16 protein-coding genes are annotated in these 23,904 nt (G+C 60.9%); all 16 read right to left on the reverse strand.

The window, feature by feature from the left end; translation table 11 throughout:
* Positions 1–81: 81 nt before the first annotated feature.
* Positions 82–1,386: a sn-glycerol-1-phosphate dehydrogenase gene (locus ACSAMM_RS12080; protein ID WP_457791618.1), complete on the reverse strand. Its 1,305-nt coding sequence runs from the start codon at positions 1,384–1,386 to the stop codon at positions 82–84.
* Positions 1,387–1,595: 209 nt separating this feature from the next.
* Positions 1,596–3,242: a hypothetical protein gene (locus ACSAMM_RS12085; protein ID WP_457791619.1), complete on the reverse strand. Its 1,647-nt coding sequence runs from the start codon at positions 3,240–3,242 to the stop codon at positions 1,596–1,598.
* Positions 3,243–3,347: 105 nt separating this feature from the next.
* Positions 3,348–4,445: a hypothetical protein gene (locus ACSAMM_RS12090; RefSeq protein WP_457791620.1), complete on the reverse strand. Its 1,098-nt coding sequence runs from the start codon at positions 4,443–4,445 to the stop codon at positions 3,348–3,350.
* 203 nt (positions 4,446–4,648) lie between these two features.
* Positions 4,649–6,112 carry an SGNH/GDSL hydrolase family protein gene (locus ACSAMM_RS12095; protein WP_457791621.1) on the reverse strand — a complete coding sequence of 488 codons (1,464 nt, stop codon included), beginning with the start codon at positions 6,110–6,112 and terminating at the stop codon, positions 4,649–4,651.
* Between the two features lie 67 nt (positions 6,113–6,179).
* A complete protein-coding gene (locus ACSAMM_RS12100; RefSeq protein ID WP_457791623.1) occupies positions 6,180–8,300 on the reverse strand; it encodes a hypothetical protein in 2,121 nt (706 codons plus the stop codon).
* Between the two features lie 56 nt (positions 8,301–8,356).
* Positions 8,357–10,135 (reverse strand): hypothetical protein, encoded by a 1,779-nt coding sequence (locus ACSAMM_RS12105; RefSeq protein ID WP_457791624.1) that lies wholly within the window; start codon positions 10,133–10,135, stop codon positions 8,357–8,359.
* A 288-nt stretch (positions 10,136–10,423) separates the two neighbouring features.
* Positions 10,424–13,039 (reverse strand): family 78 glycoside hydrolase catalytic domain, encoded by a 2,616-nt coding sequence (locus ACSAMM_RS12110; protein ID WP_457791626.1) that lies wholly within the window; start codon positions 13,037–13,039, stop codon positions 10,424–10,426.
* Positions 13,040–13,069: 30 nt separating this feature from the next.
* Positions 13,070–14,038, reverse strand: a complete 969-nt coding sequence (locus ACSAMM_RS12115) for a sugar phosphate isomerase/epimerase family protein (RefSeq protein ID WP_457791628.1) — start codon at positions 14,036–14,038, stop codon at positions 13,070–13,072.
* A gap of 22 nt (positions 14,039–14,060) precedes the next feature.
* Positions 14,061–15,443 (reverse strand): extracellular solute-binding protein, encoded by a 1,383-nt coding sequence (locus ACSAMM_RS12120; RefSeq protein WP_178726175.1) that lies wholly within the window; start codon positions 15,441–15,443, stop codon positions 14,061–14,063.
* 49 nt (positions 15,444–15,492) lie between these two features.
* On the reverse strand, positions 15,493–16,440 hold the full coding sequence (locus ACSAMM_RS12125) for an ABC transporter permease subunit (protein WP_178726177.1): 948 nt from the start codon (positions 16,438–16,440) through the stop codon (positions 15,493–15,495).
* A 14-nt stretch (positions 16,441–16,454) separates the two neighbouring features.
* Positions 16,455–17,366 (reverse strand): ABC transporter permease subunit, encoded by a 912-nt coding sequence (locus ACSAMM_RS12130; protein WP_178726179.1) that lies wholly within the window; start codon positions 17,364–17,366, stop codon positions 16,455–16,457.
* Positions 17,363–19,906: a DUF5696 domain-containing protein gene (locus ACSAMM_RS12135; protein ID WP_457791630.1), complete on the reverse strand. Its 2,544-nt coding sequence runs from the start codon at positions 19,904–19,906 to the stop codon at positions 17,363–17,365. The genes ACSAMM_RS12130 and ACSAMM_RS12135 overlap by 4 nt, the downstream gene beginning before the upstream one ends.
* A 66-nt stretch (positions 19,907–19,972) precedes the next feature.
* Positions 19,973–20,599: a Yip1 family protein gene (locus ACSAMM_RS12140; protein WP_457791632.1), complete on the reverse strand. Its 627-nt coding sequence runs from the start codon at positions 20,597–20,599 to the stop codon at positions 19,973–19,975.
* On the reverse strand, positions 20,596–22,071 hold the full coding sequence (locus tag ACSAMM_RS12145) for a gluconolactonase (RefSeq protein ID WP_457791633.1): 1,476 nt from the start codon (positions 22,069–22,071) through the stop codon (positions 20,596–20,598). Before ACSAMM_RS12145 ends, ACSAMM_RS12140 begins: the two co-directional genes overlap by 4 nt.
* 13 nt (positions 22,072–22,084) lie before the next feature.
* Entirely contained in the window at positions 22,085–22,990 is a 906-nt protein-coding gene (locus ACSAMM_RS12150; RefSeq protein WP_178726188.1) for an ABC transporter permease subunit, read from the reverse strand.
* A 1-nt stretch (position 22,991) separates the two neighbouring features.
* A complete protein-coding gene (locus tag ACSAMM_RS12155) occupies positions 22,992–23,903 on the reverse strand; it encodes a carbohydrate ABC transporter permease (protein WP_457791635.1) in 912 nt (303 codons plus the stop codon).
* Position 23,904 lies beyond the last annotated feature (1 nt).

Here is a 23,904-nt window from a genome sequence, read left to right on the forward strand (position 1 = left end):
TGGATGGATCCCGGGCAAATATAGACACATAAAAGAAGCCGGAACAGAAGCTGTTCCGGCTTAGATCAGGTGTCCGCCGCCTTATGAAAAGGCCGCCAGCAGCTCGGCGGGAGAGAGGGCGGGTGCCTCCACGTCCCGCAGCAGCCACAGCAGGGTATAAATCGTCTTGGTATACCGGGCGTAGTCCACGGCCTGGCGGATCCACTCCTCGCCGTAGGCCGCGAGGAATTCCCCGCGCCCGTATCCCATGGACGCGAGGATGGCCGCCACGTCGCGGGCGGCAGGCGCTTCCCGGAGAACGGCGCGGATGTCATCCCATTTTTCCGTCACCAGGGGGCGCAGATCCCACTCCTCCAGCCCGCCGGCCTGCAGGCGGCGGATTTCCGGCGCGCCGGCGCCGAACACCCGTCCGACAGCCGCCTCCCAGGCGGCGGCGTCCCGAACCAGGGGGGCGGTGATGGGCCGGCCCCGCAGCGCCTGCTCCCGCATTCGGCAGGTCATCACGGTGGCATAGCCCACGTCGATGCCGTGCAGGAGATAGGGGCGGCGGCGCTCGATACCCGTCAGCTCGAAGAAATGGGACAGATGGTGCTCGCTGCCCGAGGCAGGGCGGGAATTGCCCGCATAGCTCATGGCGACGCCCACCGTAATCAGAGCGGCCATCAGGGCCTCCACGCTTTCCTCCCGGCGTGCGGCCAATCCATCGGCCAGCCCGACGACCTCGTTCACCGCCTCCATCACCAGATCGGCCACCCCCTGGCAGAAGGGCTCCCCGGTCAGCAGGCTGCCCAGCTTCCAGTCGTTCAGGGCGGAGAACTTGCCCACCGTGTCTCCAAAGCCGGCCCGCAGCATGTCGAAGGGCGCTTCCCGAAGCACCGCCGTGTCCGCGAGAATGGCGGCCGGGGGCCGGGCGGGAACCGTCACCTTCATGCCGTCCAGCAACAGGGCGGCGCCGGACGAGGCGTATCCGTCCATGGAGGGGGCGGTGGCCACGATGACATAGGGCAGCCCGCGCCGCCAGCTGCCGTGCTTGCACAGATCGTTGATCACCCCGGAGCCTACCCCCAGCACCAGCTCCGTGTCGGCCCCGATCCGTTCCTCCAGCAGGGCGACAGCGGCGTTGTCCGGCAGCAGCGGATCCGCTTCCTTGTACACAAGGGTGGAGACAGCTTTTCCGGCGGCGGTCAGCTGCTTTTGAACCTGTTGGCCGCATACCCGGTAGGTGTTGGCGTCCGCCACCAGCAGAATCGTTTTATAGTGGGCGGCCAACTCCCCCACGGCGGCCAGCGCGCCTCTGCCCAGTACCACTCGCTCGATGCCGCACATGTGAGTCCCCCCGCAGGCGCACGGATAGGGATGCCCAAGCAATGTATCCCAGGATTTCATCAGTGATTTTCCTCCTCGGGGCTATTTTCCCGCCGGCTGCAGCCGGCTGTCAGGGACAGCATACCACACGAGGGACCGCCGGGTAAACGGGATAAGTTGCCCTCCGTCAGGGTCATCTTGCCGAAATAGAAAGAGCTTCCCGCGCTGGCTTCTTTGGCAGACTGAAAAGGCCCGGAACCCGCCAAGTGACGGGTTCCGGGCCTTTTTGACTAGGCGAGAGGCAGGCTGTAGCTCAGGCGGCCGGGGGGCAGCACGCTGCCCGATGTGTAATAGCTCAGAATATCCCGGGGGTTTTCCACCTCCGAGGCAGCCTTTAGGTAAATCGCCGGCTCCCCGGCGGCGTCCAGGGCCTCCAGGGGCAGGGACAGGCGGATTTCGGCCTCCCGCGTTTCCAGGGGGAACTTGGCGATCGCAGTGCCCGTCCCGTCGCTTTCAAGCGTCTCCAGGCAGGCGGCGGATTCCTCCGGCCGGCAGCGCAGGCGGAAGGCATAGCCCTGCCAGCCGCCGTGGGGAACCGATCCCGTCCCCAGCAGGACGTCGGGTGCCGTGCCGCAGGCCCGGACATCCTGCGCGAACGCCAGGGTCAGCTGCAGGGAAGAACCGACGCGCGCGGCCTCGACGCTGCGCAAGGGGTTGACGGGTGCGGGCACCGTGTACCGGATCGTCTCGCTGACCCCCCGGTGATCGCGGGGGATGGGGGGCAGGGCGGTGGCCTCCAGCCGCAGGGGACCGGCCGGCTTTTCGGAGCCTTCCAGCCCCTTATACCGGCGGATGTTGCGAATCAGCTGGATATAAAAGGCGTCCTCATACCCGCCGCACATGGGTTCGATGTCCCGGGAAAACTCCCGATCGACCGCGTCACACAGCATGTATTCCCCTTCCCACAGCTGTTTATAGGCGATCCATTCGTTCCAGCCGCCCACAAACACGAGAGCCGGATCGTTCTCAATGGCCCAGTCCCACTGCTTTTGGAAAAAAGCGCCGGTATCCACGTCCTCCGGCCGGTTGACCCGGGCTTGCGGATCCCAGCCTCTCCCCCAGTTCTCCAGGCCGCGGGTGAGGGTGAAGGAGAAGGGTACGTTGGGATGGCTGGCGACCGTCACATTCATGACGTCGCCGTGCAGGGGCTGGGGATACGTCCACTCGATCCAGGGAAAGCCGTCGGGATAGAAGGGATCGAAGGGCCACTGGGGGCGCTTGAAGGTGAAGAAATCCAGAATTTCAGGGGACAGTTCCGCCGGGGAATACGCCGTATCCCCCCGGGTGGCGGCCTCCGCCAAATCGGGCGCGGAGGCGGTATAGGCGATGATCAACGGCTTGCCGTCCAACTGGTACCAGGCGGAGGCGAATTTACCCGGCCGATACAGCTCCTCATACAGAACCCGCACGGTATCCAGAGAATGAGAGTGGGTATAAAAGGCGGCGCGGGGAGGGTTCCAGCCGGCCTGCTGATAGGCCTGGATGACGGCGAGCACCTGCTCGTAGACCTGCGGATAGGTGCGTGCGTTGGTGGTATCGAACACGATAAAATCCACCCCGGCCAGCATCAGCAGCTCGATTTGGCGGCGGATCACCCACTCGTCGGCGGAATCATAGTAACCCCACAGGGGCTTGCCCCAGAAGTGCTGCTGTCCGTCGGGGCTTTCGGGGACATCCTGATGAAAGAGGATGTCCCGGCCGTTCTCCTGCTCCAGAAGAGCGCCGGCGTCATAGGCGCCAGTAGCGGCGGGCTGGCCGATCCACAGCCAGAAAAAAAGGCCCACCTGCCGATCCGGCCGGACGCCGGCCTGGGGCGCGAAGGCGCGGCCGTACTTATCCAGGCCCACCAGGTGGTTGAGCTGCGAGCACTTATCCATACGCGTTCCTCCTTAAAAGAGAACAGTAGTCCGCCAAAACGAAAGCCGTTTAGTCTTGGCGGACTACTAGCCGGAAGCGTCGTTCCTCCGGCTGATTCCTTTGGATTACTGCGGGGCGCCGTCGGCCTTCTTCTTTTTCACCACGTAGACGATCACCACGGCGGCGACCGCCAGCACGAGGATGATGGCGATGATGAGGATTGGCACCGCCGGGCTGATGCCGCCGGGCTCTTCCGTATTCGCCGCGGTCGGGCCGACCACCGGCTGGGCGGTGGTGGTGGTTTCCTCGGCAAGGGTGGTTTCCCCGGTGGGGAGGGTGGTTTCCTCCGCGGGCAGGGTGGTCTCCTCGCCGGAGGCGACGGAATCCTGCGTGGGGGCGGTGGGGGCGGTGGTACCACTGCCCGCCGGCGTCTTGGTGGGGGCCTTGGTGGCGGGGGAGGTCGGCGCTTTCGTTTGGGTGGGCTTGGTGGTGGCGGCGCCGGACATCGAGATGGTGCCGGGCGCGTGCTTGATGGATTTCCCATACAGGAAGAAGTGATCAAAATTCAGGGTGTAGCGGACGTTGACCATGCCGTCGTTCAGCCTCAGGCCGATGCGCTCGAGCGAGGTTTTGGACACATCCAGCTTCTTGTTATCGTGCCAGCCGTCCACAAAATCGGAAAAGCTGAAAAGGACGTACCCTTCCTTGCCCGCGTCCAGAGACACCAGGCTGTCCTTGCCAGAGAGGGTGGAGGCGTTGCCCTGCATGTCGATAAAGGTGGCGGCGCTCTTCTGGAAGAAGAACATTGCTTCGCCGTTGTCCTTCTTGTCCTTGTCCCCGGCGCCGTAAAACGCCAGCCGGACCGGGCTTTTGGTATTGTTTTTCACGTAGAAACCGACGCCCTCCGCCTGCGACAGCAGGGAGGAGGAAATGGCGCCGCTGGCCCGTTTGAAAAAGAAGCTTTCCGTGCCGCCGTTGTTGATCACCAGCTGCCCGTTCTTAATCAGGCCGCTGGTGGGCGCATAGCCGATCTCCTGGTTATAAGACCAGAAACCGGACCACTGGTTCACGTCGCCGGACGGATACCCGCTCTCGAAGCTCTCGATCTCCATGATATGGATTGACGAATCCTTCCAGGGATTGGGCTCCCCGGCGGCGGAGGCCGCGGGCAGCAGTCCCACCGTCAATATGGCGCTTACCAAAAGCGCCGCTAGTTTTTTCATTCTGCCATCATCCTTTCAAGGGTTAGGGTTCTTATCCTAGGTAAGTGATGATTAAATCCAGCGGATGGATTGGTGAAGGGAATTTTCCCCACAACAAGGAAAAAACCGCAGGAACCTTCCGGTTTCCGAGGATTTTTGACGCAGTCATGAGGGAAATTCCCCGCCAAGACACCGCTGAGCCGTCAGGCGTGATTTATTCAGTGCTAACCTAGATTCGGCACCAGGCACTGGGCAATGGTCTGGGCGTAGACGCGAGCTAGGAAATCGTTGGGATGGTTGACACCGTTGCCGTCCATGTCTTCGTACCTCTTCTTGCTCAGCAGATAGGTATGCATATCCGTCATGGGCGCCAGGGCGACGCCGGCCGTATCCTTGGCGATGTTTTCCAGTCCGGCTTTGTATTTGGGCTGCCAGTTGGTCCAGCCGTTGCAGTCGGGATTGGGCAGGGTGGTGGACACCAGGATAAACTCGGCGTTCGGGTTTTTGCTGCGGACGTTCTGAATGATGGCGCGGATGTTGGCCTCGTAGCGGGCCACGTCCACCGGCTGGCTGTTGCCGTTCACTTCCACGGTCAGGCCGGAGTCGTTCATACCGAAGCCGATGACCACCAGATCCGGATTGTACTTGGTCACCAGATTCGACGCCTCCTCCCGGCCCCATTCGCTGTGCTTACCGCCGACGGAGGTGTTGATCTCCTTGATATTGGAGGTGCCGTAGGTCTTCTTCAGCTGATCGGTGACCATGGTGGTGAAAATAGGCATATAGGGCTCGTATTTATTCAGGCCGCTGGCCTCGCAGCCCACCATGATGCTGTCGCCGTAATACACCACCGTCACCGGCTGCTTAGCCTTCAGCTTGGCGATGGTTTTGGGCAGCTGGCTACCCGCGTACTGGGGCACAGTGCCCGTCCATTTACCGGAATGGGTGTAGGTGACGGCCAGCTGGGTATCGGCATAGGTGGCGCCGTTGGTATAGAATACATACCGGCCCGGAGCCTGCACGCTGCCGATCGGCACGCTCGCCGGGGACTTTAGATAAAAATCGTCGTAATCCCAGGACCAGATGCTAGTGTTCTCCGTCAGCTTGATGCAGCCGTTTTCCACCACATAGTCCACGCCCTCCTTATATTCCGTCTTCAGATCGGAGGAACGCACTGACAGAATTTTATCCGGCTTGTACAGCAGGGGAGCGGGATCGAGCTTGCCGGTTTTGGCGTTGGGGAAAAACATGACGGATTCGTTATACACTACGCCGCCCTTCCAGACAGGGGTCATGTAGGCGTCGAGATTGTATTTGGTATAGGTTTTGTAGGTGTCCGTCTTTTTGGTGGTAGTGGACGTCGCCTTGGTGCCGGCGGTGGCCGGCGTCTGCGTGTTGTCCGGTTTGCCGGCGGTGCTGGTGGCCGAGGCGGTGCTGCCGTTGAGGCTCATCGTGCTGTCTCCTTCCTGCGAGGTGGAATCGGCGGACTGGGTGGACTCCCCGGAGGCGTTGGTGGAGCCGCGGCTTTCCTCCGTCTGGGAGGAGGACGGGGCCACCACCGCCTTATCCTTGGGGGTCAGCGCCACGACAAGGCCGATGCACAGCCCCACCAGCAGGACGCCGAGTGCCGACAGAACGACGATAAAGATGGTTTTCTGAGAAATAGGCTTTCCTTTGATTGTTATCATAGCTCGTTCCTCTTTTGTTCAACCGCGTCAGCCGGCCCGCCCCCAGCAGGAAGGCGGGCCGGCGCGGTCATTTCACCGCGTACTGATAGCTGACACGGCCCAGGGGCAGAGATTTGCCGCTGTTGTAGTAGCTCATCATATCGGTGGGCTTTTCCACGTTGTCGGCCACCTTGATATACAGGCCCTTTTTGGCGTTTCCGCCCAGCACGCTCAGGGGAATTTTCACCTGCATGACGTTGCCGTCGACGGTATACTCCGCGGTACCCGCGGAGGAGGCCTTGCCGCTGGCGTCCAGCTTCTCCACCGAGGTTTTGCCGGTATTCTTCGGGCTGCGGTTGACGATGTACTCATAGCCCTCCCAGCCCTTGGAGCCGACGCTGCCGGTACCGATGAGGATATTCATCCAGTTGGAGGATTTTCCGTCGTAGGCGGTGATGGCCTTTTCGCTGCGAATATACAGATAGACGTTTTCGCCGTCGTTGGCCATCTTGACCTCCTGCAGGTTATTGCGGGGGGCGGCCTGCTTATAGGTGATGACGTCGGAGGCGCCGTAGCTGTCCCGGGCAAGGCCGGTGGTGCCGATGCTGCGGTAGATGGTTGCGACATCCTTCCACTGATTGGCGCTCGCCCGGATGTCGATGGTTTTCTTGGTGCCGGATCCGCCGCCGCTGTTGCCTTTGAATTTGCGGATATTTTGGATGGTCTGCATATAGAAGTTGTCCTCGAAGCCGCCGATCATCGGTTCAATGTCCCGGGAATACTCGGCGTTGAACTCATCGGCGAACATGTACTCCCCATCCCACATCTGCTTCATGGAGCACCATTCGTTCCACTCGCCGATGAACACCGTGTTCACCTTGTCCTGATTCTTGAAAACCGTATCCCAGGTGTCCTGGTAAAAGGATCCTTTATCCACATTGGCGCTCACGTTTTTCTTGGTGCGGGGATCCCAGCCACGACCCCAGTTGATCCAGCCGGGGCGGGTCACGGAGAAGGACATGGGTACGCCGGGATGGGCGGCGGTGGTGACGTTGATGACCCCGTTGTGTATCGGGGCGGGCCAGCTCCATTCCATCCAGGGGAAGCCGTTGTCCCGGAAGGTTTCCTGGGGCCACTGGGCTTCCCGCCAGGAGAAGAAATTCATGATTTCGGAAGACAGGGCGGTGGGCTTGTAGGAGGTGTCTCCCCGGCTGTCCGCCTCTTCGATTTCATCCTTCAGGTTGGTATACCCCACGATGAAGGGTTTGCCGTTCACCATATACCAGGCGTTTTTGTACAGGCCCTTTTTATACAGCTTATTGTAGAGCATGCGCACCACGTCGCTGGAACGGGAGTGGGTGTAAAAGGCGATTTTCGGTACCTTCCAGCCCTCGGCGGTCAGTTCTTCCACGGTTTTCATAATCTGCGCGTAGGAGTTGTTGTTCGGATCCTCGAAATTCTGCTGCTTCTCGTTGACGCCGTTGGAGACGTCATAGACGATAAAGTCGATGTTGGCGATTGCCATCATTTCCAGCTGCCGGCGGATGACCCATTTATCCCGGCCGCGGTAATAGCCCCAGACCGGTTCGGCCCAGAAATGGGGCTGCCACACGGGACTGATGTCGCTGTTGTAGGATTTTGGATCGGTCAGCAGCTTGAGACCGTTGGGCATGGCCAGGATCTTGGAATTGTCGTAGATGCCCATGGCCAGCTCCGGTTCCCCGTTGCCTTCGGCCGCCGCGGCGAATATGCCCACCTGCTTGCCGCTTTTCTCCGACGACAGGGTGGAGAAGGTGCGGCCCAGGTTATCCACGCCCACGATATTATAGGTGTTATACCCGTTCTTGGAGGTGTCGGCAGAATAAATGGTATGGCCGATGATCGCCTGGTTGGCGCTGTTGCCGGTGGCTTTGGTGGTGGATTTCGTCCGGGTTGCGCCGCCGGACGAGTCGGCGCCGGTCGTGCCGCCGGTGGTGCTGCCCTCCCCGGAGGGATCGGCGGCGCCGCTCTCCTCGGGCGAGGAGGACACGGCGTCGGATCCGGATTCCTGAGAGGAGAGCACGGAATTGTTGTCCACCGGGAGCCCGGACGGCTGCCCAGCCAACACGCCGAACACCACCGCGACCACGACGCACAGCGCCAGCGCCACGCCGCCGATGCCGACATACAGCTTATTTTTCACAACGAAATCGCGAAACCTGGTGAGCATAGTCAAACCTCACTTTTTAGATACAGTCGGGCAGCGTCCGGAGAGCGGGCGGTCAATCAGGAACGCTTCCGGCGGGCTGTCAGGACGATAGCGCCGCACGCGGCAGCCAGAACCGCCACAGCCGCGACGGGGGCCGCCACGCCGGTGACGGGAATCTCGTCCGTGCTGCTGTCGCCGCCGCTCTCTTCAGGAGTGGAGGCAGGGTCGCTGCTGGAGGAATCGCTGCTGGTATCGTCGCCCGTATAGGGGTCGATCACCGTCCAGGCGCCGGTATCCTTGGCATATTCGAAGGCCACGTCCCGTTCCAGGGTTTTCTTGCTGGTGATGGGGAAGTCCTTGGAGACGATGACGAAGTTGTCGCGATCCACCAGCAGGGCGCCGGCATTGGCCATGGTGACATCGGAATACACGATAAGGGCGGTGCGATCGGCGCTGATGCCGAAGGAAATAGCGTGCTGCACGCCGGTGCCGCCCGCGTTGTTGAGCTGATAGGCCTTATCCGCCGTGCCGGTGTTGATGGTGACGTATTTGCCGAATTGCGCCATCAGGGCGTCGGGAGAGATATCCTCCACGGTCAGGGGCGCGCTGAACACGATACGGGCGACCGAGGTCCAGCTCTCACCCGACTTGGCGTCGGTGATGCCGGGGCCGCCGTCCGCGTCGGTCATGTTGACAGTCACCTTCACGCCGTCCAGATCCGGTTCGGCGTTGGGATCCACGATGGTCCACTTTTCCTTGTCCCAAACCGCGCGGTAATCAGCGTCCAGCTTCTCTTCCCCGGTCAGGCCGTAGGCCAAGCCCTTGCGGAAGGTCAGCTCTATTTCATCGGTGGTCACGGCGCCCTTATCGTCCACATAATAGTAGAAGCCGCCGTCGCTGCCGCCAATCGTATCCCAGCGGGCATAGATGACCAGGGTGCGCTTATCGGCGCTCAGGTCAAACATAAGGGTTTTTCCCGGAATGCCCTGAGCGTCGGAATCCTTGTACAGACTGGTGAGGGTATGGCCCTTGGTGAGAATGCGTTCGCCCACGGCCTCCAGGATTTCCTCCTGCGAGGTGCCGCAGTACAGTGGCCGGGAGAACTGGATTTTCACCGCGCCGTACGGAACCTGGACAGCCGCAGGAAGGACGGGGTACTCCTTGCCGTCCACCTCGAAGGTGCCCATGGAAATTTCCAGAGGCTTGCCCTCGTTGGGATCGGTGACGACGTCCTGGGAACCGGGATCGTCCACCACCCACTTGTTTTCAGTGGCTTTGGAGCTGGTGATGGTGATGGTGCGATCTAGGGGACCGTCCTTGAGGGGGAAGCCCTTCAGGATTTTCACCTCATTGACCTTAGAGTCGTCGGACTGGGGGCGAGGGGAGATGGTCAGGCCGGTATTGCCGCCCTCGATGTAGTGATCCGCCCATTCGTTGCGGTTGGTGTCCAGGCGCAGGGTTTTGGCGTTCATTTTGGGATCGTTATCCGCGCTGAGGAAATCCACCGTGTAGGGACTGATAGCCCGGCCGAAACCGCCCATGCCGGTGAATCCGTTTTTCAAGGTAGCTCCGTTAACAGTGATAAACTCGCCCATGGCGGCGACGCAGTCGTCCGCGGAGGCGTAGGAGTTAAGCTCCTTCTCGAAAACCAGATACATGCTTTTCCAGGGGGTACCGGCGCCGTCGGTCAAGGTATCTTTGTCCAGAACCGTCGTGCCACCGTCCTCTTCCACCAGCTGGACCAGAGGGGTTTGCGCTTCTGCGGCGCCGGCTGTCATAGCGGTTCCCACGCCAACGCTCATGAGCATAGCCATACCGGCAACCAGGGATACCACCGATTTGAGTTTCGTACTCATTTTTCGTTCTTCCTTTCTTTCTATGGTGTTTACGCCATGTGTGGCGTCAGACCCATCGGGTAAGACCCCCGGCTTTCTTCCGGGAGTGCGGACTGGATACTTTGCCCAACTTCCTCTTTATTATACAATTCCTTTTTATCTATAAAAATGGACGGTGCTAAGACGATATAATACAAATCTAACTTTCCGCCGTGCTAGGTAAGCACTGATTAAATCACGCCTAGCGGCTCAGCGGCGGCTTAGTGGGGAAATCCATCCACTGGATTTCATCATCGCTTACCTAGGGCTTCAAACCGGCAGAATATGGCAGCGATAGTGGCCGGCCGACAGGGGGATTGTCCGGTAGCCGTCCTCCCCCGCCGCCGTTTCCACTGTCTGCCCGTTGCAGACGATTGGGCGGTTTCCGGATGGGAGCTTCAGGGCGACGCGGGTGTTGAAGGGCACGGTTACATCCACCACCGTACCGCCCTCCTCCCGCCAGAACAGCACGGCCAGCCGCCCGCCGGGCGCTGCCACCGAAGCGTTCACCCAGTCGATGGGCAGTTCGACGGCGGGGGTGACGGTGTAGCAGCCCTCTCCATCGGGGCGGATGCCGGCCAACGATTTGTAATACCAGACGGTACAGGCCCCGTTCATGGGGTGGTTATGGGAGTTCATGCCGCTGCCGTCCAGGTTTTCCCATCGCTCCCACAGGGTGGTAGCCCCGTTTGCCAGCATAAAGCCGAGGCTGGGATAGGTGGTGTCACTGGCCATCTGCAGGGCCACGTCATTGCGGCCGAAGGCGTCCAGCACCTCGAACCAGTATTTCGTCATCTGGTTGCCGGTGGTGATATGGCCGCCGTGGGCCTGCCGATCCGCCAGCAGGTGGCGGAACACCCGCTGCGGCGCGGGAGCGATGCCGAGAAAGAGGGGGAAAATATCGCAGGCCTGCGCCCCGCCGTAATGCCCTTCCTCCGGCTGATAATAGGCAGCGTTCAGGCTGTCGGCCGTCTCCCGGAACAGCGAGCGGAAGGCGGTCGCGTCCTCCGCGCGGCCGGTCCGCTCGGCCATGGCGGCCAGTAGCCGGCAGTCGTAGGCGAGATAACCGGTGGCGATGAGGCCGGTGGGGATATGCACCGGTTCGGCGCTCCAGGGGCTGTCGGGATTGCATTCGGCGGCGGGCGGCGCCCACTCCCCGAAATACGGGGGGCCGATGAGGCCGTCCGTCCCTCGCTGGGAGGCCAGAAAGCGGACGTACCGCTTCATGGGTTCATATAACGTATGCATCATGGTATCGTCGCCATACAGCTGGTACATCAGCCAGGGGATGAGGACAAAGCAGCTGGAGACATGGAAAGCGGGGTTCCCGCAATAGACGTGGGGGGCGGTATCAGGAATCGAACCCTCCGGAGTCTGCGCGTCAGCGATGTCCAGCAGCCATTTTTCATAAAAGAGGCGCACGTCGAAGTTGAACATGGCCTCCTCGCACCGGACGGTCATGTCATTGAGCCATGCCATCCGCTCGTCCCGCTGGGGGCAGTCGGTGGGGACGCTGTGCATGTTGCTCCGCTCGGTATGGATCATGGCGGCGAAGCAGCCTTCCAGCACCGGATCGCTGCAGGAGAAGCGGCCGGTCTGCTCCACACCGGTCGCCACCTCCTGCCCCTCGGCCGCCAGCAGCTCCACCCCGGCGGGCAGCTCGAATTCCGCGTAGCGGAAGCCGTGATAGGTAAAACGGGGGTGCCAGGTTTCCCGGTCCTCCCCTTTGAGAATGTAGCGATCCCGGCTTTTGGCTCCGCGCAGATTCTCCTGGTTGACCCGGCCGTCCGGCCGCAGGGTCTCCCCCGTGCGGACGGTGACGGCCGCACCGGCGGGGCCCCGCACCGTCATGGTCACCCAGCCGGCGAAGTTCCGGCCGAAATCCGCCACCAGGCGGCCATCGGCCACCCGCAACAGGCAGCGGGGCGTCAGCGTATCCAACCGGCGGATGGGAGGCATCAGCTGCGCGGTCAACACGCCGCCGGGAGGCTCCGCCGCCTCGACGGGCTTCCACGCCGCGCCGACGGGGCCGGGGCACGCCCAGCCGGGCTGTTCCCGCCGGGCGTCATACACCTCCCCGTCATAGACGCCATTTTCCACCACGGCGCCGGGATGGGTGGAAAACCCGCCCGCGGGGCCGGACAAGAGCCGCACCCTGCCGCCGTCGGCCAGGCGGATATCCGCCTCCAGCAGCAGCCGCGGGGTGCCCTGGAACGCGGGCTGGCCGCCCATGAACCTGTCGAAGCTCTCGTGGCGGTGGCCGTACCAGCCCTCCGCCAGCTCCACCCCCAGGACGTTCTCCCCCTCGCGCAGATACGGGGTGATGTCATAAACGCTGTACAATACCCGACGGCGGTAATCGGTCCAGCCGGGATCCAGCAGCCGATCCCCTATTTTTTCCCCGTTCAGGAACGCTTCGCAGTATCCGATACCGCTGATGTACAGGCGGGCCGACACCGGCGGGGCAGCCAGACGGAAGGGGCGGCGGAACCAGTCGGTGACCCCATAGGTATGAGCCGGGGCCGCCATCCAGTCCGCCTGCCACTCGCCAGGCGAGAGAATGCCGGTTTCAAACCAGGCAGGGGCGCTTTCCAGCGGTTCGTCCTCCCCTGCGAGGGAGAGGGTCAGCCGCCACCAGTACCGCCGCCGGCTTTCCAGCGTGACCCCTTCATAGGGGATCGCGGTGCAGCGCCCGGAGGCCACCGGCCCGCTGTCCCACAGCAGGGGCCCGCCGCGCAGGTCCTCTTCGCTGGCGGCCACGCGGATGCGCCAGCCGGCCTGCATCCCCTTCGGCTCGTCGCTGTACCAGGAAAAGCGGGGACGAGCGGTCTGGATGCCCAGGGGATTGTGCAAGAATTCGCAGGTCAGCCGTATGGTTCCGTCCATGGCGTCGGCCCTCCTTCGGCCCGGCCGTCCTCAGCCGAAAAGAATTTCTCGGACATAGCGCGTGGAGGCCACGGCGTCGTTTTTGGCGAGGATGGCGTCCATTTTCGCGGGATCGAGGCGATCGGCGGCCTTTTCCAGCGCGGTCATCCACTGGATGCTCTCGTTGACCGCGTCCCGGCTGTTTTCCCGGTAGGGATACTGATCCACCGAAACATAGCCGTCGTAGCCCATTTTCCTGAGCCAATAGAAAATTTCCAGATATTCAATGGTGTGGATGGAGCCGGTGATCATATCGTCGTCCCACAGGCGGTAGTTGTCGTTGATGTGCATGTGGAACAGCAGGCCCCGGGAAGCGGCGGCGCAGATAGCCTCCGCCACATTCTCATAGGCCTCCAGCGAGTGCCCCACGTCGATGGTCACGCCCACGTTGGGCAGCGCGCATTCCCGGGCGTAGGTGATGGCCGACCACACATTGGAAATAAAGCTGTGGTTGCGGGGCTCCTTGGGCTTGTATTCCAGGCTGAAGCGGATGTCGGGAGCCGCCAGCGCGCATTCCCGCAGCCCTTCCACCAGCCACTTGGAGGCGTCGGCGTAATTGGCCTGGAGGGGATAATCATAGCCGTCCTGGCCGTTCCAGATGCTGATGGTATCGCAGCCGATAAACCGGGCGGCCTCCACCATGTCCATGGTTTCCTTCACCGCCGCTTGGCGCACGTCCGGATCGGGATGGGTAAAGGCGCCCAGCCCCCAGATGGGCCTGCCGAAATGATCCGGAATGATGGACACGGGGGTGAGCTTATATTTTTCCAGCTGTTCCTTCACCATCTGCCGATTGTCCAGCGTCAGCTGCCAGCCCCCGACGAATTCCACCGCGTGGACGTTATCAATGGTGGACAGCCGCTCGAACAGCTGCTCAACGGTGAACGGTTCGGAATAGCCGCCGGTCATATACCGGTCGGAGCAGGAACCCACGTTCCCGAGAATCACGGCGTACTTCATGGCAATTTCTCCTTTTTATTTATTATTCCGTCAGGGTCCAAAGCCCTTCCAGAGTATCGGTGTACTGGCTCTTGACTTCCTGAATGGCCTGGGCGGAGGTCTTTTCCCCCTTGAGGATTTTGCCGACCTGCTCTTTCCACTGTGCGTCCACCGGAGAGGCGAAGCCCATGGGAGAGATGACGGAGTTGGCTTTCACCAGCGGGAACACATCCATGGACCCCTCGTCCCGCACCCAGGACATATACGTGGAGTTCTGGGTCTTCTGCATCTCTTCCCGATCGGGATAGAGAGGCTCGGTCAGGGCGTTGAGCACCAGCGCCACCTTCTCCGGCTCCTTGACGCCGGTGAGGATGGCCCAGCCGCTGAACCAGTCGTTGATGGAGATGTAGGAGGAGGCGCCTTCCGGCTTCGGGAACATCACCAGGCCGAAATCGTCCTGCATGCCGCCGTAGCCGTCCTTATGCTGCAGCCGCTCCAGGTATTCGGGAATGAAGCCGGCCTTGCCCTCCAGGAACATCTTGTAGTCGTTGAAGGAATCCTCCTGCGGGATGACGTTGTTCCCCCGCAGCTTGAGCAGGAAGTCCATGGCCGCCATGCATTTGGGATCGTCCGCGCTGAAATGCACACCCTGCTGATCCTTGGTAATCCAGTTCAGGCCATTGGAAACGCAGAGGCTGTTGTACAGCTGGCTCGCGTTGTTGACACAGCCCCAGACGGTGTCGCCGCCGGAAGACAGGGCCGCCACCTTGGACGCCATTTCCTCGAACTTGCTCCATGTCCAGGTGCCGTCCTTCTGCATGGTATATAAATCGTCCGGGTTATAGCCGGCCTGCTTGAGCAGCCGTTTGTTGAAATACATGACCAGGTTGCCCGTCAGGCTGTTGACCCCTTCGCTCTCGGCGGCGCAGGCGAACTGCTTGCCGGAGAGCTGGTACAGGCCGTTGGTCTGATCGCTCCATTTGTCGGCGCTGAAATCCAGCGCGTCCTTGAACTGGTTCAAATCCTGAAAAATGCCGTTGGTGGCCGGTTGGGCGAACAAATGAGGGGCGGCCACGCTCATGATGTCGAAGCTGGGCTGTCCCGCCATGGTGGCGTTCCAGACGGCGGTGTAGTCATCGTCCTCGGGCAGCTCGATGACGCAGTTGAAGGCTTTTTCAATTTCCGCCACCCGGTTCATCAGCCGGCGGCCGTCCTCGGTATCCGTGATGCTGGCTTTCCGGAAGCCATACTGGTAGATACGGATTTTGCGCTGCTTCAGATCCACGGTTTTGACCGACAAGCCGGCGCTCTGTGAGCTGCCGGAGGATACCGCCGGTTTGTCGCCGCAGCCCGCGGCCAGCCCCGCCGTGAGAACAGCGGCCAGAAGCACCGCCGCACCCCGCCTGAATTTTCCGCCATGGAACATGTCAACCACTCCTTCTATATCAATTAATGGACACGCGTTGCCGAAAGCGTCAGCCTACCAGGCCGCTGCGTTCGATGCTTTGCACAAAGCCCTTCTGGGTGAACAGATAGAGGACAATCAAGGGAATGATGAACAGGATAAAGGCGGCGCTGTCGTAGAGCATGTTCTGCATATTGCCGATCACCTGCCCGTCGCCCCGGGCGATGTTGTGCCCGACGCCCGAGATGACGGTGGTGAATATCTTCATACCCGGGGTCAGGGTCGTGGTGTAGAAATAGTCGTTCCACTGCCAGACGAAGGAGAACAGCAGAATGGAGGACAGCATGGGCTTCGCCCCGGGCAGGATGACCCGGAAAAAGGTCTGAAAAGCGCCGCAGCCGTCGATGCTGGCCGCCTCCTCCAATTCCTTGGGCACATTTTTGAAATGCTGGCGCAGCATAAAGATATACAGGCCGTTCTTAAAGCCCACCGCCGTGGCGGACAGGATGAGCAGAGGCCAGGGGGTGCCGATGAGATTGGCCCCTTGCAGGGACATACCCAGGGAGAAAATGGACAGGGGGCTGAAATACTGAAACTGGAAATACAGGGACAGCAGCACCGTCTGCGGCGGGATCACTAGGGTGAAAATCACCATGCCCAGAATCAAGTTCCGGCCCCGGAAGCGGAACCGGGAGATGCCGTAGGCCACCAAGGTGCAGCTCATCAGCTGAAGCAGGGAGCAGGCCAGGGAATACAGCAGGGAATTGACAAACCGGACGGGATAGTCCAGGTATTCCCACACCCGCCGGTAGTTGTTCACCGTCGGGGATTTGGCCACCAGATAAACCGACCCGTCGTACAGGTCGCTGATGCTTTTGAAGGAGGTGGACAGTTGCATAATCACCGGTTCCAGAATGATAAAGCCGAGGCCGATGAGCAGCACCGCCCGAAACAGGCTCCAGACCCATTTCTGGGTGCGGTAGAGCGTGGCGTGCCTGCGGATATGGCCATTTGCCATGGTGGTTCCTCCTTTCACCGTGCGTCCTCGTAATACACCTTGCGGGAGGCGATGGCGATAAACACCAGCAGCACCGCCGAGATAATCAGAAAATAAAGCCAGCTCATAGCCGCCGCCGGGCCGTGCCGCCCGTAAACGACCGATTCATAGTAAATTTTATCGATAATGGGGTTATTCAGGCCCGCCATGGAATCAATGATGGTATACACGGCGTTGACCAGGATGATGGGACTGATCATGGGGAAGGTTACCTTCCAGAAATTCTCCCAGCCGGTGGCGCCTTCCATGGTGGAGGCCTCGTACAGGGAGGGAGATATGGTCTGCAGGCCGGCGAGGAAGATGAGAATCTGCACGCCGGAGGCCATGGTAATGTCCTGCACCCGATCCACCGCTGTCTGCACGAAATCCAGCAGGCCGCCGCTCAGGTTCAGCGTTCCCAGCAGGCCGGCCACCATCTGGTTGATTTGCAGGATGCCGGTCCCCTCGCCCGCCGCCTCCGCGGTGATATTGCTCATGGTCACGTCCTGGATTTGATTGCTCTGCATCATAGCCAGCACGCCGCTGTAGATGACCACCGGCAGGAAGAACACCGCCCGGGCCACCGTCCGCCCGTGAAACCGCTGGTTGAGGATGGTGGCGATGAAAAAGCTGAACAGCAGGATGCAGGGGAAATCGATAAGCAAATTAAGCAGGCTCTCCTTGAGCTTGGGGATATATTCGGCATTGGTAAAAAACAGATCGTAATAGTGCTGCCAGCCCACGAATTTCATGGTGGGGCCGGCGGTGATGGTGTGAAAGCTGAGGATGCCGGAGTGGATGACCGGCACCAGGAAAAACAGGAAAAATCCGATGAGGAAGGGGATACTGAACACCCAGCCGGTCAACGCTTTTCTTCCGCTGATGGACAGGCGTTTTTTGGTTCTCATGGATGCGCTCCCTCCTTCACCGCCGCGTAATCCTTGGCGGCCACCGTCACGCCGCCCACTGTGATCGGGGCGCTGCCATAATTGGTATAAATGGCCGTGCCGTCCTCGTAGCCAGTGCGGTAGACGTCCGGCGCCGCCTCGGCATGGGAGACGATCCGCTGACCGGCTACGCCGGACAGGGCGCCCGCCACCTTCTTGTACAAGCTCACAGCCTCGTCCAGCCACTCCCTGTAGGAAACGGCCACATACGTGGAATCCACGTCGTGCAGCACATAATTGGGCTGGTACATCCATTCAAAGCCGGGCATGGCGCCGGTTTCAATCAGCTTAAGCGCCGCCTCGGCGGTGTTATTCGCGTAATTCACCGGCTCCCCGGCGTAGGGCAGGCAGCCGTGGAGCACCATCTGATAAAACGGGATTTCCTCATCCAGCAGATAGTGGCCGTTGCTGTCCGCGGGGAGATTCACAACCTCCTCGAGGCCGGCCAGCGCGTACGCCGAGGGCCGGTTGCCCAACACCCTGCCCGCGTCGCTGAAGCGGCGGAACACCTCCGAGGCGTTGCGCGCGGCCTGCTGCCGGTTCACAAAGGCGCTTTCGGAGAAATCCGCATACAGGGTGCTGCCCAAGCCGCTGAGCGACACGCCGCGGCCCGGCAGCTTGGAAAGGCTTTGCAGCGACCTCTCGGCAAAGGCCAGATATTTGCCGGGGGACAGCAGGTTGACCGTCCCGGTTTTCCGGCCGGTCACCAGATGAAACACGTCGGCTCCGGCGGTTTTTCCCATAATGGACTTGGGCGCGTCGCTCATGGCCTTATACCCGTCAAACAGCCCGTTGCGGTGGACGTACTGCAGATCGATGTCCCAGTATACCCGGTCGCCGTTTTGCTGCATATACTCCTCAAATGCGGCCATCCCTTTGCTGCCGCCCAGCTGCTTTTGCACCTTCAGGCTGTCCATGGCGCTGTGCCGCAGGCCGCCGTTGGCCCAGCCCTCATAGAGGACAGCCACGCTGTCCACGCCCTGCTCCCGCAGCTGTTCGACGATGCCGCGGGCCTGATCAAAGGTGGTCAGCGCCACGGTCTTTTGCACCGGAATGCCGACAATGTCGTCCTCGTAATCGATGGCGCCAAGCAGGCTCAGATAGAGGGCGGGCTTCGCCTCGGGACGCAGGCGCAGGGTGCCGGCGTCCAGCAGGTACTGCTGATACCGGCGGGCCATGCCGGAATAGGTGCTGTCTTCCCCGTTCAGGAAGCAATACCGCACCTGCAAATCCTCTCGCGTCATGGTTTTTTGATAAAAATACATGCTGGTGGCCATATAATAGGGCACATCCGCCGCCTCGGCCTGGTTGAGGGTGAAGCTTGGATACACATAGTTGAAACGATTGGCGCCGCCGCTGACGGCGGCGTTCACCGCGGCCAGCGCGTCGCCGCTTTCGATAATCGCCAGAAAGCCGGCGGTCTGCCGCCGCATGCCATAGACCGGCAGGGGAACCGCCTGCTTCTCGGTGAGCACGTCGGAGCGGCCGGCGGTCAGGTTGTCGCCATACAGGCCCGCCTGGTACAGCCCTTGGGAGGCCTTTCCGTTGTTCAGGCGAATGAGGGCGCCACTGCCGTCCGGCACCAGCATATAGCCCTCCTCCTTCTTCCCCGCCGCGCCGAAATAGGGCAGCAGGGACAGGGTGAGCAGGTGGGCGGAGGAGGGACACTGGATATCCTCCGTCACCACCCGGGCCACAAAGCCGTCCTTGTCCAGGGTGTACTCCACCGGCACCCGGAAGGTGATGGAGGCCTCCGGAGCGGCCACCTGATTCTCGGCGTTGTCCTTCTCCAACTCCTCCTGGGTATAGCCGCCGGAAACGATAACCGCCTCCAGGCGGGCGGCGGCAAAATCCGCCAGGCCGTCCATCAGGACATAGACGTCGTCGTCCTGAATGCGGGGATACTTGGAGATAAGCTCCTCCCTAACCACCTGGGAGGAGGCGGAGGACAAGGAGTAGGCGGTATAAAAGCCGCGCACCGTGGTTTTATCCGTCTCGGACAGGCCGGCCAACAGCACCTGCTCGAAGCGCGTTTTGGTGATAACCGTGGGCATGGTATACACCTTTTTCCGCTTGCCGATGTCATATACCACCCGCACGCCGCCCTCGCAGGCCTCCCAGACGAATTGCCCGAGCTCCACCGCGTCGGCGTAGCTGTTCATCGTGCTTATCTGGCTTTTGCTGTTGGCGTAACGCAGCTCGATCTGCGCAAGGAGCGCCTGACGACCCTCCCCCTCTTGAGGGGTAGAATACCAGCGGCGATCGCCGGCCTTTTCCCGCACGCACAATTCGGCGGTTTTTCCGTTGATAAACAGTTCCAGCGCGTCCGTCTGCGCCACGCGCGTGAAGCCATCCTGTGCCTTCAGCCCCGTACTGTAGGACGTGTCGGCAAGCGCCTGCTCCGTCGAGGTCGAGGGCGCCGCCGTCTGATCGGTCCCGCATCCGGCAAGACCCGCCGTCACCAGCAGCGCGCTGAACAAGCAGCATAAGCGTCTTCTCACCGTTTCATCCATCCTTTCGTTCAGGGGTTGCCGTAAACCCGCCCCAACGGCTCCGCAGGCGCCCCGTCATACCCGCAGGGTCATCTCTTTATAGAAAATGTACAGGAAGTTCATCAGCTGCTGGATCAGGGCGAAAAACAGCAGAAACAGGAACAGGATAGCGGCCATGCCCACAATGGCGATGAGGACGGTCAGCAGCGTTTTCCCCACTGTATACTGGTGGATGGTCATCAGCCCGGAAAACAGCAGGAACGCCACCCATACCAGCATCAGCAACCCCAGCGCCTGGTAAATTCGCGCCTCCTCCAGGACAATGACCTGGCTGAGAAGAATCATGGGGATCTGCACCAGGATGATGGGGGTCAGCGCGTAGGCCGTGGCGATATAAATATCGCGGAAGCTCCCTTCGCCGTCCAGCAGGGTGGTGATGCTCCAATTGGCCACACACCAGAGAACGACCGGCACCACGATACCGAGAATTTCGGCCAGCAGATTCGAGGATTTTCCGCTGTTCTCGTTGAAAATGAACCCGGTCAGATGATTGGATAGCACGGACACCAGGGTCACCAGCGCGATTAGGATCGTCGCGGCGCGTACGTCGCCCCGGCGCTCCCTCTGGGCGCACCAGAAGCCGTCGAAGGGGTGGGTGATGACATGGAACGCGTACAGCAGGCTGTCTTTTATCGCTTTCATCTGTCCACCCCTCCTCGTCCGGCTTTCCGTCCTTTGCGGCGGCGCACGCACACAAGAACGACGATTCCAGCCGCCAACACCGACAGGCAGGTCATCACCGTGCTGAAGGAATCGTTGAGCACCTGCCGCCGATATTCCTTATAGGCCTTGGAATACTGGGTGCGGTCGCCCGACAGCTTAAAGTATTTCATGGCGGCGGTATACTCCTCCTGCCGGTAATAGGCCTTGCCGATTTCATTGAAGGCCAGCTCCGACTTGGCGGTGTATTTGAGCACCTCCATCCAGCTGGCTTCCGCGCTGGCGTAGTCCCGGTTGTACTGATAGCCGACCGCCGCGTTGATTTTCTGCGCGTACTCGGTCGGGTAAAAGCGGAGGATTTGGTTCAGCCCGCTGTCCGCCACGAGAAACGTGCCGTCGGGAAGCACATCCACAGCAGAAGGCTGGACAAAGCAGCCGTTGCGGTTGCCCAGCGCGCCGAAAACATACAGCAGATTGCCGTCGTTGTCATAGGTGAACACCCGGCCCTGCCGGGTATCCAGGACGCTGTAAACGCCCCCGCGGCCGACACAGATATCCGTCAGGACGGAGCGGACGGGCTTTTCGTCGGCGTCGGGCAGCTCGATATCGCCATTGGGGTCGACGCTGCCCATGCGGCGCAGCACGTCGCTGCCCATGGGGTTCATTTTCTTGATGAACTGGTCGGCGCTCTGGGTGCTGATGGTGCCGTAGATAAAGCCATCGCCGTCCACGGCGTTGCTGCTGTACTCGGTGGGGATGTTTTGCAGCATCTTTTCCCGCTGGGCTTTGGTGGCGATTCGCCGCCAGAGCAGGTCGCTGAGAGAGGAGGTTACCTGGATGGCCCCGTAAAAGCTGCTGAAGTTTCCATCCTTATCTAGCTCCACCATGCCGTAGTTGACGTTTTTGGAGACCACGAACACCCGGCCCGCGCCGTCCACCGCCACCCGGACAGGGGCGTAGATAAAGCTTTCGTCCAGTTGGAAGTCCGGCTCGCCCATGATCTTCCACAGCCGGCCATCCGCCTCCAGCACCACCAGGCGCTTATGATCGGTATCGGCCACATAGAGCCGGCCCTCCCCGGTGACAAAGACGCCGGAGGGAGAGGCGAAGCCGTCGGCCTTCCCGTTGTTATCGAAGGAATCGATAACCGCTTCCAGCTCGAGTGCGGCGCTCAGGCGCAGGATCCGATTGTTGCCGGTGTCAGCGATATAGACCCGCCCGTCCGGCGCGACGAAAACATCCTGCGGCTTATGGAAATCCGCCGTTCCCAGGGTGCCGCCCCGCAGGATGTCGGCGGCGTAATAGGCCTGAGGCTCCACCCAGGCGTTTTCCTCGCTGTCATAGGTATAGTTCCGATAGGGTTCCAGCGCCGCGGCAGACAGGGAAAACAGGAGGGTCAGGGACAGCGCGCCAGCGATCCCTCTGCCCCAGCGGGCAAATTTCGGGGTTTTCAAGCGGCTCTCCCTCCTATTCCTTGATGCCGGAACTGGCCATGGTTTCCACAATGTTGTTCTGGGCAAATAAAAAGATGACGATGGGCACCACCATCATGACCAGGGTGGCGGCCGCCGCCGCGCCCTGGCGGGCCAGGCCGCCGTTGACGATCTGGTTCATAGCGTAGGGCAGCGCCTTGAGCTTTTCGCTGTAGATGTAATTGCTACCGCTGGTGCCGTTCCACAGGGCCTGCACCGCGAAAATCGTGACGGTCAGCCAGGCCGGCTTGACCTGCGGCATGACGATGCGCCAGAAGATGATCCACTCGTTGGCCCCGTCGATTTTGGCCGCTTCCAGCATGCTGTCAGGGATGCCGGTCATGAACTGGCGCATCAGGTATAGCCCGAGGGAGCTTCCCACCGCCGGGACGATCAGCGCGGCATAGGTATCCACCCAGCCGAGGCCGGACATCACCAGATAGCTGGGGATGGCCGTCACGGCGGGGGTGAACATCAGGGACAGCACGATGACCTGAAAGAACAGGCCGGAACCGGGAAACCGCTTTTTGGCCAGCGGATACGCCGCCATGGAGGCGAAAATCACATTGCCGAAGGTGCCGACGCCCGTGATGAAAAAGGAGTTGAATATGTAACGGGAAAAGGGCACCCAGGAGTTGGACATAACCGCCACCATGTCGGAGAAGTTTTTCAAGGTTGGATGGTTGACGATGAGGATGTTGGGCGGATATTTCCACAATTCGTCCAAGGGCTTGAAGGCTGTGCTGATGGCATAGATCATGGGCATAGCCGTGAAGGCGCCGCAGAGAAACAGAAAGAGAAACATCAGCGCATTACCCGCCCGGGAGCGGCTGACCCGCGGCTGGTGGAACAGACGCAGGCGCGTTCTGTGTCTTTTGACCGTGACCGTTTCATGCGCCATATCAGTTGCCCACCTTCCTGAGGAATTTCTGGATCAGCGTGTTGCAGACCACCATCAGCAGAAACAGCACCGTGGCGATGGCGCAGGCGTAACCCATTTCAAACCGGGTGGATCCGTAATCCTGCAGATGGTGCATGATGGTATGCGCCGCGTAATTAGGGCTGGGGAAGCCGACGAGCATGGTGATTTGATCCCCGATGGTAAACGAGGAGGTGATGCTCATGATGGCGCTGAACATCAGCTGCGGCTTGATGCAAGGCAGAGTGATGTACCACAACTCCTGCCAGCGAGTGCGGATGCCGTCCACGGCGGCGGCCTCATACAGCGAGGCGTCAATGGTCTGGAAGCCGGCGATGAAGGCCAGAAAGCTGGTGCTCAGGCTGGCCCACAGAAGGATGAGGATAATGACCCCCACCATGGTGGATTTGCTTTGCAGCCAGAGCACGGGCGAGGTGATGAAGCCCAGGCGGGTCAGCCAGGCGTTGACAAAGCCATAGGCGTCGGAGCTGAAAATCACCTTCCAGATGACGTAGATATTGGCCAGGGACGGCGCGTAAAAGAGCAGGGTCATAAAGGAGCGCATTTTCGGCCCCAGCTCGTTGATAAACCAGGCGAAGGCCAGACTCAGGATATACCCCGCCGGGCCGAGGATCACCGCAAAGGTCAAGGTATTGGTCAGGGTGGTGATGAACAGATCGTCGTTGAAAAACAGCTGCTGAAAGTTGCCCCAGCCGTTGAAGGTGGGCGGCTCCAGCACGTTGAAGTGGGTGAAGCTTAGGCAGATGGCGATGACGACGGGAATAACGGTGAACAGGAGGAAAACAATGCCGAAGGGCAGCAGAAACAGGTAGTTGGTGCGGTTGCGCGCGATGTTCTTCAAAAGGCCGCCGCCCGCTTTTGGTTGTTGGCGCATG

The organism is Anaeromassilibacillus sp. SJQ-5 (assembly GCF_054108045.1).

Coding starts and splice junctions, on each gene's coding strand:
- ACSAMM_RS12110 (WP_457791626.1), bottom strand. CDS start 13,039: ATGGACGGAACCATACGGCTGACCTGCGAATTCTTGCACAATCCCCTG.
- ACSAMM_RS12155 (WP_457791635.1), bottom strand. CDS start 23,903: ATGCGCCAACAACCAAAAGCGGGCGGCGGCCTTTTGAAGAACATCGCG.
- ACSAMM_RS12090 (WP_457791620.1), bottom strand. CDS start 4,445: ATGAAAAAACTAGCGGCGCTTTTGGTAAGCGCCATATTGACGGTGGGA.
- ACSAMM_RS12080 (WP_457791618.1), bottom strand. CDS start 1,386: ATGAAATCCTGGGATACATTGCTTGGGCATCCCTATCCGTGCGCCTGC.
- ACSAMM_RS12130 (WP_178726179.1), bottom strand. CDS start 17,366: ATGAGAACCAAAAAACGCCTGTCCATCAGCGGAAGAAAAGCGTTGACC.
- ACSAMM_RS12105 (WP_457791624.1), bottom strand. CDS start 10,135: ATGAGTACGAAACTCAAATCGGTGGTATCCCTGGTTGCCGGTATGGCT.
- ACSAMM_RS12125 (WP_178726177.1), bottom strand. CDS start 16,440: ATGGCAAATGGCCATATCCGCAGGCACGCCACGCTCTACCGCACCCAG.
- ACSAMM_RS12085 (WP_457791619.1), bottom strand. CDS start 3,242: ATGGATAAGTGCTCGCAGCTCAACCACCTGGTGGGCCTGGATAAGTAC.
- ACSAMM_RS12150 (WP_178726188.1), bottom strand. CDS start 22,990: ATGGCGCATGAAACGGTCACGGTCAAAAGACACAGAACGCGCCTGCGT.
- ACSAMM_RS12095 (WP_457791621.1), bottom strand. CDS start 6,112: ATGATAACAATCAAAGGAAAGCCTATTTCTCAGAAAACCATCTTTATC.
- ACSAMM_RS12140 (WP_457791632.1), bottom strand. CDS start 20,599: ATGAAAGCGATAAAAGACAGCCTGCTGTACGCGTTCCATGTCATCACC.
- ACSAMM_RS12120 (WP_178726175.1), bottom strand. CDS start 15,443: ATGTTCCATGGCGGAAAATTCAGGCGGGGTGCGGCGGTGCTTCTGGCC.
- ACSAMM_RS12100 (WP_457791623.1), bottom strand. CDS start 8,300: ATGCTCACCAGGTTTCGCGATTTCGTTGTGAAAAATAAGCTGTATGTC.
- ACSAMM_RS12115 (WP_457791628.1), bottom strand. CDS start 14,038: ATGAAGTACGCCGTGATTCTCGGGAACGTGGGTTCCTGCTCCGACCGG.